The organism is Phreatobacter stygius (genome assembly GCF_005144885.1).
GTDB classification, from domain to species: domain Bacteria; phylum Pseudomonadota; class Alphaproteobacteria; order Rhizobiales; family Phreatobacteraceae; genus Phreatobacter; species Phreatobacter stygius.
In genome coordinates this window covers 1,298,276-1,310,909 of sequence record NZ_CP039690.1, presented here as the reverse complement: position 1 = coordinate 1,310,909, position 12,634 = coordinate 1,298,276, and the positions used below count along the sequence as shown (strand labels likewise).

8 protein-coding genes are annotated in these 12,634 nt (G+C 66.4%); 3 read left to right on the top strand and 5 right to left on the bottom strand.

Annotation, left to right across the window (positions count from 1 at the left end):
* Positions 1-112: 112 nt before the first annotated feature.
* Positions 113-2,539 (top strand): DNA topoisomerase (ATP-hydrolyzing) subunit B, encoded by a 2,427-nt coding sequence (gene gyrB / locus E8M01_RS06025; protein ID WP_136959297.1) that lies wholly within the window; start codon positions 113-115, stop codon positions 2,537-2,539.
* Between the two features lie 160 nt (positions 2,540-2,699).
* Here the strand turns inward: gyrB and E8M01_RS06020 are convergent, their stop codons facing one another.
* A complete protein-coding gene (locus tag E8M01_RS06020) occupies positions 2,700-3,284 on the bottom strand; it encodes a hypothetical protein (protein WP_136959296.1) in 585 nt (194 codons plus the stop codon).
* Between the two features lie 164 nt (positions 3,285-3,448).
* Between E8M01_RS06020 and goxA the strand changes: the two genes are divergently transcribed.
* Positions 3,449-5,422 carry a CTQ-dependent glycine oxidase GoxA gene (gene goxA, locus E8M01_RS06015; RefSeq protein ID WP_136959295.1) on the top strand — a complete coding sequence of 658 codons (1,974 nt, stop codon included), beginning with the start codon at positions 3,449-3,451 and terminating at the stop codon, positions 5,420-5,422.
* Positions 5,419-6,486 (top strand): NAD(P)/FAD-dependent oxidoreductase, encoded by a 1,068-nt coding sequence (locus tag E8M01_RS06010; RefSeq protein ID WP_136959294.1) that lies wholly within the window; start codon positions 5,419-5,421, stop codon positions 6,484-6,486. The genes goxA and E8M01_RS06010 overlap by 4 nt, the downstream gene beginning before the upstream one ends.
* A gap of 187 nt (positions 6,487-6,673) precedes the next feature.
* Here E8M01_RS06010 and E8M01_RS06005 read toward each other — a convergent pair whose 3' ends face one another.
* The 4 genes from E8M01_RS06005 to E8M01_RS05990 all read right to left on the bottom strand — a co-directional run bounded on the left by E8M01_RS06005 (position 6,674) and on the right by E8M01_RS05990 (position 12,630).
* Positions 6,674-8,119 carry an FGGY family carbohydrate kinase gene (locus tag E8M01_RS06005; protein WP_136959293.1) on the bottom strand — a complete coding sequence of 482 codons (1,446 nt, stop codon included), beginning with the start codon at positions 8,117-8,119 and terminating at the stop codon, positions 6,674-6,676.
* Complete coding sequence (locus E8M01_RS06000; protein WP_136959292.1) at positions 8,116-9,423, bottom strand: NAD(P)/FAD-dependent oxidoreductase; 1,308 nt, start codon at positions 9,421-9,423, stop codon at positions 8,116-8,118. The genes E8M01_RS06005 and E8M01_RS06000 overlap by 4 nt, the downstream gene beginning before the upstream one ends.
* Positions 9,420-10,817 carry an NAD(P)/FAD-dependent oxidoreductase gene (locus E8M01_RS05995; RefSeq protein ID WP_215908858.1) on the bottom strand — a complete coding sequence of 466 codons (1,398 nt, stop codon included), beginning with the start codon at positions 10,815-10,817 and terminating at the stop codon, positions 9,420-9,422. Before E8M01_RS05995 ends, E8M01_RS06000 begins: the two co-directional genes overlap by 4 nt.
* Positions 10,818-11,037: 220 nt before the next feature.
* A complete protein-coding gene (locus E8M01_RS05990; protein ID WP_136959291.1) occupies positions 11,038-12,630 on the bottom strand; it encodes an ABC transporter substrate-binding protein in 1,593 nt (530 codons plus the stop codon).
* Between the last annotated feature and the right edge of the window lie 4 nt (positions 12,631-12,634).

Below are 12,634 nucleotides of genomic sequence, written 5' to 3'. Positions count from 1 at the left end.
CCCTCGCGTGCGTGGGCGCGAGCGACTATATGAGCATCTCCCGCTACACTGGCGAACCGAATCGCAAGGCACAGATTGTGGCCTTTCCGGCCGCTTTGGAGACCCGCTCACCATGGCTGAAACCGCCCGCATCGACATCCCGGACGCCGAATATGGCGCCGACAGCATCAAGGTCCTCAAGGGCCTGGACGCCGTGCGCAAGCGCCCCGGCATGTATATCGGCGATACCGATGACGGGTCCGGCCTGCACCACATGGTCTATGAGGTGGTCGACAATGCCATCGACGAGGCGCTGGCTGGCCATGCGACGGCCGTGACGGTGACCTTGAATGCCGATGGCTCGGTGACGGTGACCGACAACGGGCGCGGCATTCCGACCGACATCCATACCGGCGAAGGTGTCTCGGCGGCCGAGGTCATCATGACCCAGCTGCATGCCGGCGGAAAGTTCGACCAGAATTCCTACAAGGTCTCCGGCGGCCTGCATGGCGTCGGCGTCTCCGTCGTCAATGCGCTGTCGTCCTGGCTGAGACTGTCGATCTGGCGCGGCGGCAAGCATTATTCGATGGAATTCCGCCATGGCGATCCGGTCGCGCCCCTCGCGGTGATGGGCGAGGCCAACGGCAAGCGCGGCACCGAGGTGACCTTCCTCGCCTCGACCGAGACCTTCACCATGGTGGAGTATGACCTCGCCACGCTGGAGCACCGGCTGCGCGAACTCGCCTTCCTCAATTCCGGCGTCCGGATCATCCTGACCGACCTGCGCCATGCCGAGGAAAAGCGGATCGAACTGTTCTATGAGGGCGGCATCGAGGCCTTCGTGCGCTATCTCGACCGCAACAAGGCCGGGCTCTTCGAGCAACCGATCATGATCAAGGCCGAGCGCGACGGCATCACCGTCGAGGTCGGGCTGTGGTGGAACGACAGCTTCCACGAGAACGTCCTCTGCTTCACCAACAACATTCCGCAGCGGGATGGCGGCACCCATCTGGCCGGCTTCCGCGGCGCGCTGACGCGCCAGGTGACCGGTTATGCCGGCGCTTCCGGCGTCACCAAGAAGGAAAAGGTCGACCTGACCGGCGATGACTGCCGCGAGGGCCTGACCGCCATCGTCTCGGTCAAGGTGCCCGATCCGAAATTCTCGTCGCAGACCAAGGACAAGCTGGTTTCGTCCGAGGTGCGTCCGGTGGTCGAGAGCGTCATCAACGAGGCGCTGGGCAGCTGGTTCGAGGAGCACCCGACCGAGGCCAAGCAGATCGCCCACAAGGTGGCGGACGCGGCGGCGGCGCGCGAAGCCGCGCGCAAGGCGCGCGAGCTGACCCGGCGCAAGACCACGCTGGACGTCGCCTCGCTGCCCGGCAAGCTCGCCGATTGCCAGGAACGTGACCCGGCGAAGTCCGAACTGTTCATCGTCGAGGGTGACTCGGCCGGCGGCTCGGCCAAGCAGGGCCGCGATCGCGCCTTCCAGGCGGTGTTGCCGCTGCGCGGCAAGATCCTGAATGTCGAGCGTGCGCGCTTCGCCAAGATGCTGTCGTCGGAAATGATCGGCACGCTGATCACCGCGCTCGGCACCGGCATCGGCAGCGACGAGTTCAACGCCGACAAGCTGCGCTACCACAAGATCATTCTGATGACCGATGCCGACGTCGACGGCTCGCATATCCGCACCCTGCTCCTGACCTTCTTCTTCCGGCAGATGCGCGAGATCATCGACCGGGGTCATGTCTACATTGCCCAGCCGCCGCTCTATAAGGTCGCTCGCGGCAAGAGCGAGACCTATATCAAGAACGAGCGCGCGCTCGACGACTACCTGGTGACCGGCGGGCTCGACGACGCCGTCCTGGTGATGGGCACGGGCGAAATCCGGGCCGGCGCCGATCTTGGCGCGATCGTCGACGAGGCCCGCCAGGTCAAGAACCTGATCGGCAGCATCCACTCGCGTTACAACCGCGCCGTCGTCGAACAGGCGGCGATTGCCGGCGCGCTCGATATCGAAGCGATCAAGGAGCCGACGCGGGCCGAGGCGATCGCGGCCAAGACCGCGCTCAGGCTCGACGCCATCGCGGAGGAAATGGAGCGCGGCTGGGAAGGCCGTTTCGACGGCCAGGCCTATGTGTTCTCACGCACGGTGCGCGGCGTGAAAGAGGTCGCGGTGCTGGATGCGGCGCTGCTGTCCTCGGCGGAAGCACGCCGCATCGACGAACACACCAAGAGCCTCAGCGAGGTCTATGACCAGCCGGCGGTGTTCCGCCGCAAGAGCGGCGAGCTGCCGATCTCCGGGCCGATCGCCCTGTTCGAGGCGATCAAGGAGGCCGGCGCCAGCGGCGTCAAGCTGCAGCGCTACAAAGGCCTGGGCGAGATGAACGCCAGCCAGCTCTGGGAAACCACGCTCGATCGCAATGCCCGCTCGCTGCTGCAGGTCAAGGTGAAGGAGGTCGACGAGGCCGACGACATCTTCGTCAAGCTGATGGGCGACGTCGTCGAACCGCGGCGCGAGTTCATCCAGGAAAATGCGCTCAACGCGACGGTCGACGCTTGATCGTCCCCATCCTGGTGTGACGGGCCACCAAAACCGGATCCAAACATTGGCCCTGCGATTTTCGGTTGCAGGGTCAAGTCGGCGCTTTCGCTGACTTTTCATTGATCACTGTGCGGCGCGGGCGTGGGAGCCGCGCGTGTCTGATCGGACAGGGCACCGGCTAGATCGTGTTGATCACCCGCACGATCCAATAGGCCTGATAGGCAATGTGAACCAGAACGACGCCGATCTGGACGTTGCGGTTCTTCGAACTCCAGGCGACTGCGCAAAGCGTCAGGCCGAGTGGCACCTGAACCAGATATTCCGTGCTCAGGCGGTTCCAGTGCTCTGCGCCCTTGATGATCGTGTCGACGACATCGAAGGCAAAGGTGACGGCCAGAAGCGAGAAGAACCAACGCCGCCGCTTGATGAAAAAGTCCTCGTAGCCGCCGTATTCCGCGATGTTGTCCGGAAACAGCAGGGCGGCAAGGAGGAAGAGCACAACGGCATAGCTGATCAGGAACAGATAGGCGGCGAAGTTCCAATGGGCGATGCGTGCCAGCGCGAACTCCCACCACCAGAAAAGAACCAGCTCGATCAGTGTCGAAGCCACCCACAACATGTGGAGCGAAGAGACGCGGTTCCGCCCGGGATGTTGGATGAAGCTGGCAATGCCGGTCAGGATGCGGGCAATGCCAACGCCGATGACCATGCCCAGCACGATGCGGACATGCGTGAAGAGCTCGGAAGGGGTAGCCGTATCCATCACGTGTTCTCAGTTTCGGGCCAATGCCACTCAATGGCGCCCGGGTTCCAGCAGGCGGCTCCTGCATCCCCAGGTGCTGACGACGCGTCTCGGGCGTCTTTGCGAGACAATGTCCCATTAAAGATTCTTCTTTACGGAAAGGAAAAACGCGAAGGGCATGCCGCATGAAACGTCGCGATTTTCTGATCAACGCATCGGTTCTCGGCCTCGCCGCGCCAGCGCTGTTCAAGGCCGCTGTGTCGCCTGCGCAGGCGCAACAATCGGCCCCCGCGGGAGCGCGGATCGTCTGCGCAGCGATTTTCCCGGCCATCGGTTTCTCGCGCGTCGGCAACGGTGATGAATGGTTCCTCGCCCCCGAGGTGCCGGGCTTGATGATCGAGCCGCCAGGCGGCTTCAAGCAGGGACCGGATCGTATCAAGAAGCAGGTCCAGCGCTTTCGCGTCTATGGCTATGACGATCAGGGGCGCGTGGTGCGGGAGCTCGGCGCGGCCGACAGCCTCAGCTGGACCGTCCATGTCGCCAATACCAAGGCGGCCTGGTACGGCTACTCGAATGCCATGGATGGCGGCGAGCATGCGCCCGGCATTCCCGGGCCGTTGCGCAACGCCTCCATCGGGCCGGCCCGGCGCGAAAAGATGCTGGCGATCGATGCCGGTCCCGTCCGCATCGACGGTGCCGCGGCGAATACCGCGGGGCGCAACCCGGCTTATCAGATGGCGGGCCTGTTCTGGAACAAGCTGCCGGTGATGCTCGGGCATCTTCGCACCGATGATGCCGGCCGCCTCCTGGTGTTTCCCGCGGATGGGGTCTCCGCCACCGCCCTGCCGCAAAATCCGGTGCGCGACTTCACCAATAACGATGGCTGGCATGACGACTGGTGCGATGGCTGGGTGAAAGCCACTGTGCGGGTCGGCGAGGCGGTCATGGATTGCGAGCCGGCCTGGGTGGTTTGCTGCGGTCCGAAATTTGCGCCTCAGATCGAGCCGATCGTGAGCCTCTACGATGCGGCGCGGGAAGCGATGATCGCGACGGGCCACCTGCAAGTGCCCGGCGGCGCCTTGTCCTTCCGCCGCGATGTGCTGCCGATCCTCAGGCGCTCCGGCATGATGCAATGGGTCGCGCAGGCGTCCTTTCTCGGCAAGGCCTGGCATGATCTCGACGACCTCTCGGATCCCGCGGTCATCACGGCGCTGGCCGAGTCAGGACCGGGCGCGCGCGCCGCACGTGAGAAGGTTCTGGCGGCGTTCCGCGAGCCCGGTGGCGACGATGTCCGCTCGGACGCCTTGCCGCCCATGCTCGGTGACGGCGTCAACTTCCCGGGCAGCCCGACGGGCTGGCTCACGCTGACGCCCACCCAGCACACAATTCTGAGCGCCTGGGCCCGGGGCGATTTCGTCAATGACCTTGATGATCCCGCGGCCGATGCGGTCCGGCAGATCGACGACATCCCGCTGTCGCAGCGACCGGAGGCGCTCACCCGGGCTGCGCTCGATGCCTGCTCGGGCGGCGCATTCCATCCAGGTGTCGAGATCACCTGGCCCATTCGCCACGCCGCCCTCTATCGGACGCCCAAAGAAACGCCGCTGCCATTCCGCATTGCCATATCCACCCGGAAGAGCCTGATCCAGGACGTCGGGCTGCAGCTCAATCCGCGGAATGTGTTCTCGGGCCATCCGTTCCGCCGTGAGGACGGCGCGCCGGTCGGTCCTCAGGCGCCCGGCGATCTCACGCGCTGGATGGGCGTGCCTTGGCAGGGCGACGCGTTCAGCTGCCAATCCGTCCTGACGGGAGACGGCTTCCCGACACCCGTCTGGTGGCCGGCACTTCTTCCGGTCGATGTCCTTCCCGAGGGCTTCTACAAGCAGATGATGCGGGCCGATATTCCGCTGGAGGAGCGGCTGCGCTTCTATCACGCGCGGGTCGCCTGGTCGCGTGGCGCGGCCGGGATCGGCTTGCATGTCGAGGCCGGCTATACGGATGGCCTGCGCCGGATGATCGAGCTGTGGACACGGATGGGTGTCGTCGTGCGCCGCGCCGGGCCGAAGGACATTCCCGCGATTCCCTCCGACGTCTTCGTCGAAGTTCAGCGGGGCTCGATGGATTTGGCCCTGAACCGAGCGCCCGACCAGCAAGAATGAGGCAGGTTGTCGTTCTGGGCGCTGGCATGGCAGGGATGGCCTGCGCCCGCAGCCTGCTGCAGCGCGGCTATCGGCCGCTGCTCGTCGCGCCGCGCGGCGACGTTGCCAACCACGGTGAAACGCTTTCGTTTCATGCGTCGTCTTCGCTCGAGACCCTTGGATGGCTCGGACTGCTCGACGAAGAGACGGCATTGGCGAGCCAGGGACGCTATTCCGTCTGGGGCGGTTCGGCGCTGCGGCGCGCGGAGGCAGCGTCGGGCTGGCACATCGACCGGCGACGGCTCGAGCTGCGCATGTCGGCAGCCCTTGAGGCCGACGGCGTGGAACGAAGCGTCGAGAGGGCCCGGCGGCTGTCGAGATCGCCGGCTCAGGTTGCGGTCGAGCTGACCGACGGTTCGTCGATCGCAACGGAGTTCGTGGTCGATTGTTCCGGTCGTTCCGCCATCTCGTCCGGCGCCGGAGCGGCGCCCCGGCGTCTCCACAAGATGGTGGCCGCGTTCCGTATTTTCCGCCTGGACGACGATGTCGAGGCTGCCGCGGCCACGCTTGTCGAGGCGGTGGCGACGGGATGGTGGTACATGGCGTTGATGCCGGGACGCCGCATCATGGTCGGCCTCTTCAGCGATTCCGATCTGCTGCCCGCCGGCATTCGCAACGACGTCACTCTGTGGGCCGACATGGTGTCGCGGACCACCGCGATGTCCCGGCGCCTGTCGAGTCTGGGTCTTGATCCGGTCATGGCGGCCGACCTTCATTTTGCGCCCGCAAGCACGGTGACGGCATCAAGATTGGTCGAGCCGCGCATTCTCCGCGCAGGCGATGCCGCAAGCGCCCTCGATCCCCTCGGCGCGAACGGGCTTGCCACGGCTCTCTGGAGCGGCATCCAGGCGGCCGAAAGTGTCGCGGGGCTGCTCGTCCGGGACGATACCGCAGCGCTGCGCTACGAACGGCATTTCCTCGAGGGGATCGCCTCGCATCTGGCAACGCAGACGGCGCTCTATGCTTCCGAGCAGCGCTTCCCGGACATGCCGTTTTGGCAGAGGCGACGCGGTCCGATGCTTTGAAGCGGGGCTGACGGAGATCGCCTCGATCGTGTAGCCAGCCCGGTCGACCAGCGACATCTTCGTCAAGCCTATGGGCGACGTGGTCGAGCCGCGGCGCGAATTCATTCCGGAAAATGGGCTGAACGCGACGGTCGACGCGGTCGGGCCCAGACGCCATCATTTCGCCGGGCAGGTCAGGTCGACGTGATCATGGCAGGGAGCGGCAAGGCCCGATGGCGGCGCCGCGCCAGCAGCGGCTTCGGGACACGGCCTCGGCGAAGCGAGCCCGCCGCTCGGCGCGTCGGGCCTGGCGCGGATGGAACAGGCGGTCGTGGTCTGCCTTTGGCCGTGGCAGATCCTTGCCGATGGCGCGGGCGGCAAGCGCGGCGGTCCCGAAGGCGGTCAGCTCGTCGAAGCCGGCGACGACGATGGTCCGGCCCAGGGTGTCAGCGAGGAATTGAGCGAAATAGCCGCTGCGTGCGAGGCCGCCGTCGATCGGCAAGCGGTCGGACAGCGGCACATGCCGGTCGATCGCCTCGATCATCTCGCAGGTCTGCAGCGCAATGCCTTCCAGCAGAGCCTGGCAGAGGTCGACGCGGGTGGTATCGGCGGTCATGCCAATGAACAGCGAGGCGGCCGAACGGTCCCAATGCGGACAGGCGAGGCCGGACAGGGCAGGCACGAAGGTCAAGCCGCGATCGATTGCCGGCAGCGCCGCGAAGGTGTTCAGCTCCGCGACATCTGTGACAATTCCGATACGCTGGGCCCATTCGACCGCCGCGCCCGCGTCGTAGACGCCGCCATCGACCGCATAGGTTCTGGTTCCGGCCCACTGCCAGGCGACCGTCGGCACCAGCCCATCGCCGGCTGAGCGGACGATCCGCTCGCCCGTCAGGGCGAGGGCAAAGGCGCCGGTGCCGAAAGTGATCTTGACGTCGCCGTCGCGCCGGCAGCCGTGACCGAAGAGCGCTGCCTGCTGGTCGACGATCGAGGCCTTCAGCGGCGACGAGCCGGCCAGACCGAAATCCCCGACGGTCGGACGGATCTCTGGCAGGCATTCGATTGGAACGTGAAAAAGGTCGCAGAGCGCGGCGTCCCAGCAACCTGTTTCGAGATTCATGAGCGAGGTCCGGGACGCGGTGGATATGTCGGTCGCGAAGGAGCCGGTCAGGCGGTCGAGAAAAAAGGCATCGGTCGTGCCCAACCGCAGCCGGCCGGCGCGGCGGGCAGCTTTCGCTTCGGGAATGTTGTCGATCAGCCAGGCCAGTTTCGTCGCCGAAAAATAGGGATCGAGCGGCAGACCGGCGCGCGCAGCGACCTCATCTCCCGCGCCGTCCGCGGCGAGGTGTGCGATGTGCTCGCTCGTCCGATTGTCCTGCCAGACGATGACCGGCGACAGTGGTACGCCGGTGATCGAATCCCAAGCAAGGCAGCTCTCACCCTGATGGGCGATCCCCAGTGCCTCGACCCGACCGGCCGCCGTCAGGCAGTCCCGGACATGGGCCAGCAGTTCGCGCGGATCGTGCTCGACCCAGCCAGGCCGTGGATGATGCTGCGCGTGTCGGGCGGCATGGTGGATGCGCGCGGCGCCGGTCTCGTCGGTAACCAGAACGCGCGTGCTGGTGGTCCCCTGGTCGATCGCCGCGAATTTCATTGCGATATCCCGGGCTCATTGCCTTTCGATGCGCCCGGTTTCGCGGCTTTCCCGCATCCCGATGTGCAAGCCGGGCCCCCGCCCATGCCGACGGTCAAGGCAGAAGCGTCGGGCGGCAGGGCGGCAAGGTCGAGCCGCAGGCTGATGCGACGCTCGGGTTTGGCGGCAAGCCGGCGCCGGACGACGACGCGCTCGCCGGAGGCGATCTCGATCGTGCCCGTCGCAGGCTCGTCGACACGCAGTTGCAGATTGATCCTGGCGGGCCGCCCGGCGCCGATGGTCAGTCGCTGCGGAACGACATATTTCACGATCCCGCTCGTCGTCAGGTCGACCGTGACGATGGTGACCGGCGCGCGCGCCGCGAGATCTTCGACGATGACGCGCGCGAGCTGGCGGCCTTCGCGGAAGCAGCGCCCCGCCGTCTCAACGGCGCGCGTCACATTGCCGGCGGCGAAATAGACGGGGTCCGAACAGCGGCCGAACTGGTCGAGGGAGGGACCCGCGCTGCCGCGGTCGAAGACGAGATGGCTCTCGGCGACGAGGCTCGCCTCCGGCACGAAGCGGCCGGTGAACAGGACACCGTCACAGGCGAGTTTTTTCATGGTGCCATCAGCGGTCGCGATCGTGACGCTTTCGACCTGGGCTCGTCCCTCAATATCGACGATCCGAGCGCCGTAGTGAACCGGAATGCGCAACAGATGCGGGAACAGCGTCAGGGGCCAGCGCGCGAGCGGGCGGGCGCGCTGTTCGATCATCGCCACCGGCTCGATCCCGGCGGTCCGGCACGACATGAGCGCGGAGAGCGTCACGAGTTCACTGCCGACGATCAGCGGCCGGCGGAACGGTACGATGCCCTTGCCGTAGACGAAGGCCTGGAAACTGCCGGTTGTCATGATGCCGGCGGGGCGGTCGCCGGAGACCATGAGGGCCGAGCGGGGCGTCTCGCGGGCACCGGTCGCGACGATCACGCGCCGCGCCGAGAGGATCGCAGGACCTGCGGGAGTCATGAGGTCGATCCGTCCGCCGGGCCTGAGCGCCGCGACGCTGTGGCCAAGCCGGATCTCGACGCCGGCGGCCAGCGCGTCGGCGGTGAGACGCCGGGCATAGGCGGGCCCCGACAGGACGCGACCATATTCGCGCAGGCCGAAAGGCGGGTGGCCGCATAGCCGCGGCCGGCCCCCTGCGGCCGTGTCGCGCTCGAGGACCAGCACCTTTTCGATGCCACGCCGGCGCAGTTCGGTGGCGGCAGCCAGTCCCGCCGGGCCAGCGCCAATGACAGCGACATCGCAAGCGACATCGGTCATGGTGCGCGCGTCGGGGTGGCGGCCGCGCTGGCGAGGCGGCCTCCTGCGATCTCGGCGACGTCGGCCTGGCAATAGAAACCCTGGCATCGGCCCATGCCGGCCCGCGTTCGCCGCTTGAGGCCGCCAGTGTCGCCGGCCGGCAGCGGGCCCTGCAGGGCCTGCTCGATTTCCCGGCGCGTGACGCGCTCGCAATGACAGACGATTTCGCCGCATCCGGGCAGCGTGCAATCGCGTGGCAGGTGCTCGGCGAGATTGGGTACCATCGGCCAGATGATATCTTGCGGCGGAGATCTCGAGAGGCCGAAGGCGCGGAAGAGATCGAAGACGTGCGTGGCGATGCCGAGGGCTGCCGTCAGTCCGGTCGAGCGGATGCCACCGACCGTGATCCAGCCCTTCGCCGGGTCGGAAGCAATGCGATAGTCCTTTTTCTCCGTTGCCGGTCGAAGGCCGGCATAAACTGCGGTGACGGGCATGTCCCTCAGGTCCGGCACCATGCGGGCGGCAAAGGCGGTGAGATCGTTCAGGGTCTGCTCGTCCACCGCCGCGCGGCAGCGGTCGTCCTGTTCTTCCGCGGTCGGGCCGACCAGAAGATTGCCGAAGATCGTGCGGGCGATGACGACGCCCTTGGTCTGTTCGGTCGGCACCGGCAGCAGGATGGTGCCGAGCAGGGCCGCAGCCTGCTTGTCGAAGACGACGAATTGTCCTTTGCGCGGCCTGATCTCGAAGGCGGAGCGTTCGAAGGCGAGTTGCTCGAGCCGGTCGCCGAACAGTCCGGCGGCGTTCACCACGACCCTGGCCCGGATCGCGCCTTTCGGCGTGCGCAGCAGCCAGAGATCGTCCCGGCGTTTCGCCTCGCCGACTTCGGCGCCGAAGACGAAGCAGGCTCCATGGGCGGCGGCCTGTCGGGCATAGGCCAGTGGTGTCGACCAAGGGTCGATCACATGCTCGCCCGGCACCAAAACGCCGCCGAGTACCGCGCCGGACAGTCGTTGTTCGCGCGCCAGGATCTCGACGCGGCTGATACGCCTGACATCGGTCACGCCATTGGCATGGGCGCGCTCCTCGACCGCGTCGAGGCGCGCCAGTTGTTCATCGTCCCAGGCCGCGACGATGGCGCCGGTCTCCAGTACCGGCAGATTGAGGCGCTGGCGGATCGCAAGGAATTCCGCATGGCCCGCCTTCATGCAGGCGAGTTCGAGGCTGGCGGGCGGCGCATCGAAGCCGGTATGAAGGATCGCGCTATTGGCCTTGCTGGCGCCGCTCAGAATGTCGGCGCCCTTTTCGAGCAGCACGACCGAGGCGCCCTCGAGCGCGAATTTGCGCGCGATGGCGCAGCCGACGACGCCGGCGCCGACGATCGCGACATCGAAGATCTGATTTGGCTGCTCGGCCACGCTGCGAGCCCCTGGCAAGGCCGGATGCAATCCTGGCCTCAATCGAGATGAACTTTCGGGCCGTCATATGACCATTCGGTCATCGAAGCCAGCAGGCCTGATCGGCAAGGAGGTGGCTCGGGTGATTTCGGACGATCGTCGAAGTCCTCAAACACTCCGAAGGCGGAGCACCCGTTCCGGCGGCGGAGTACAGCGCCGCCGGAACGTCTTGGGCCGATGGTCAGTTGGTCCGCTTCTCGACGTTCCAGAATACCGGAATGGCGGAGGGAACGATGTTGACGAGCTCGTTGCGATGAGCCGCAGGCTGGGCCAACTGGCCCCACATGACGGCCGGAACGATCTCGTAGGCGACCTTGGAGATCTCGCCGGCAAGGCGCTTGCGCTCGGGCTCCGTCGGGGCCTTGGCGAAGGCCGCAAGCAGTTCCGTCAGGCGCGGGTCGCAGTGCCAGCCGGCATAATCGATACAGTTGTTGCTGACGTAGAAATGGGTCCGCGGCGAGGCGAGGTCGAAGCCGGAGGCGTGGACGCCGAACATGTGCCAGCCGTCGCGTTTGGCGCGGCGCGCCAGCACCGTTCCCCAATCCATGGCCTGAAGTTCGACGTTGAATCCGGCGCGACGGAGCAGGTCGGCGACGACCGCCGACGACACCCGGGGGGCATCGATGTCGGTCGCCTGCAGGACGATGATCGGCTCGCCGGCATATTTGGTGCGCTTCAGAGCCTCGCGGGCGGCTTCGACAGAGGGGTTCTCGCCCATCTCGCCGCCAACAGTGGTTTCGTAAGGCGTGCCGCACATGAAGAACGAGCGGCAGCCCGGCCGCATGTAGCGATCGGGAAGGCCGAGGCCGTTGAGGACCGAAGTCTGATCGATCAGCCGCCACAGAACACGCCGAATTTCCGGGTCGTCGAACGGCTTGTTCGCGGAGTTGATGCGGAAATAGCCCTGGAAGCTCTGCATGCCGTCGAAGGGCACCACCGTCACGCGGCGATTGCGCTCGAGCATCGGCAGCAGGTCGAAGGGCACATATTGGAGGAAGTCGATTTCTCCGGTTTGCAGGGCCGAGGTGGCCGTCGAGCCATCCGGCATGGTGCGAAATGCGACCCGTCCAACCCGCGGGACCTTGCCGCCGGCCAGGAAGTCGGCAGGTTCGGCGCGCGGCGCATATTGGGCGTTACGCTCGACAACCAGGACGTCGCCTGGACGGTGGAGATCGGGGCGGAACTTGAACGGGCCGGAGCCGATGACCTCGGGGATGCGCTGCTCGCCCGGGGTGCGTGCCAGGCGCTCGGGCAGCATGAACGGCACCGGCGCGTTGGGGCGGCCGAGGGCATCGAGGACCAGGCCGAACGGTTCCTTCAACTTGATGACAAAGGTGCGGGGACCGGTTGCGTCGATCGAGGCGGTCGCGGCCGTCAACAGGCGGCCGAGTGCGGCCTTCGGCCCCCAGCGGCGGATCGAGGCGACGCAGTCGGCAGCCGTCACCGGCGTGCCGTCATGCCAGGCGAGACCCTCGCGCAGATTGAACGTCCAGGTCAGACGATCCTCGGAGACCGTATAGTCCTGGACCATCTGCGGCTTGATCTCGCCCTTCGAATCCATCGCGAACAACGTGTCGAAGACCGCATAACCGAAGGTTCGGGTGATGTAGGCGGACGTGAAATGAGGATCGAGCGTGGCGATCTCGGCTTCCAGGACCGCCGTCAGGGTGGTGGTCGGCGCCGGCGCCGGCTGCGCCCCGACCGCGGCGGGTGTGAAGGCGAGAAGCACGGCCACCGCGGTGCTCCCGAAAGCTCGTTTTGCGAATGTCAGCATGCCC

Bases quoted from the DNA above. Each gene is read 5' to 3' on its own strand.
- goxA (WP_136959295.1), top strand. From the start codon at position 3,449: ATGAAACGTCGCGATTTTCTGATCAACGCATCGGTTCTCGGCCTCGCC.
- E8M01_RS06000 (WP_136959292.1), bottom strand. From the start codon at position 9,423: ATGACCGATGTCGCTTGCGATGTCGCTGTCATTGGCGCTGGCCCGGCG.
- E8M01_RS06010 (WP_136959294.1), top strand. From the start codon at position 5,419: ATGAGGCAGGTTGTCGTTCTGGGCGCTGGCATGGCAGGGATGGCCTGC.
- gyrB (WP_136959297.1), top strand. From the start codon at position 113: ATGGCTGAAACCGCCCGCATCGACATCCCGGACGCCGAATATGGCGCC.
- E8M01_RS05990 (WP_136959291.1), bottom strand. From the start codon at position 12,630: ATGCTGACATTCGCAAAACGAGCTTTCGGGAGCACCGCGGTGGCCGTG.
- E8M01_RS06020 (WP_136959296.1), bottom strand. From the start codon at position 3,284: ATGGATACGGCTACCCCTTCCGAGCTCTTCACGCATGTCCGCATCGTG.
- E8M01_RS06005 (WP_136959293.1), bottom strand. From the start codon at position 8,119: ATGAAATTCGCGGCGATCGACCAGGGGACCACCAGCACGCGCGTTCTG.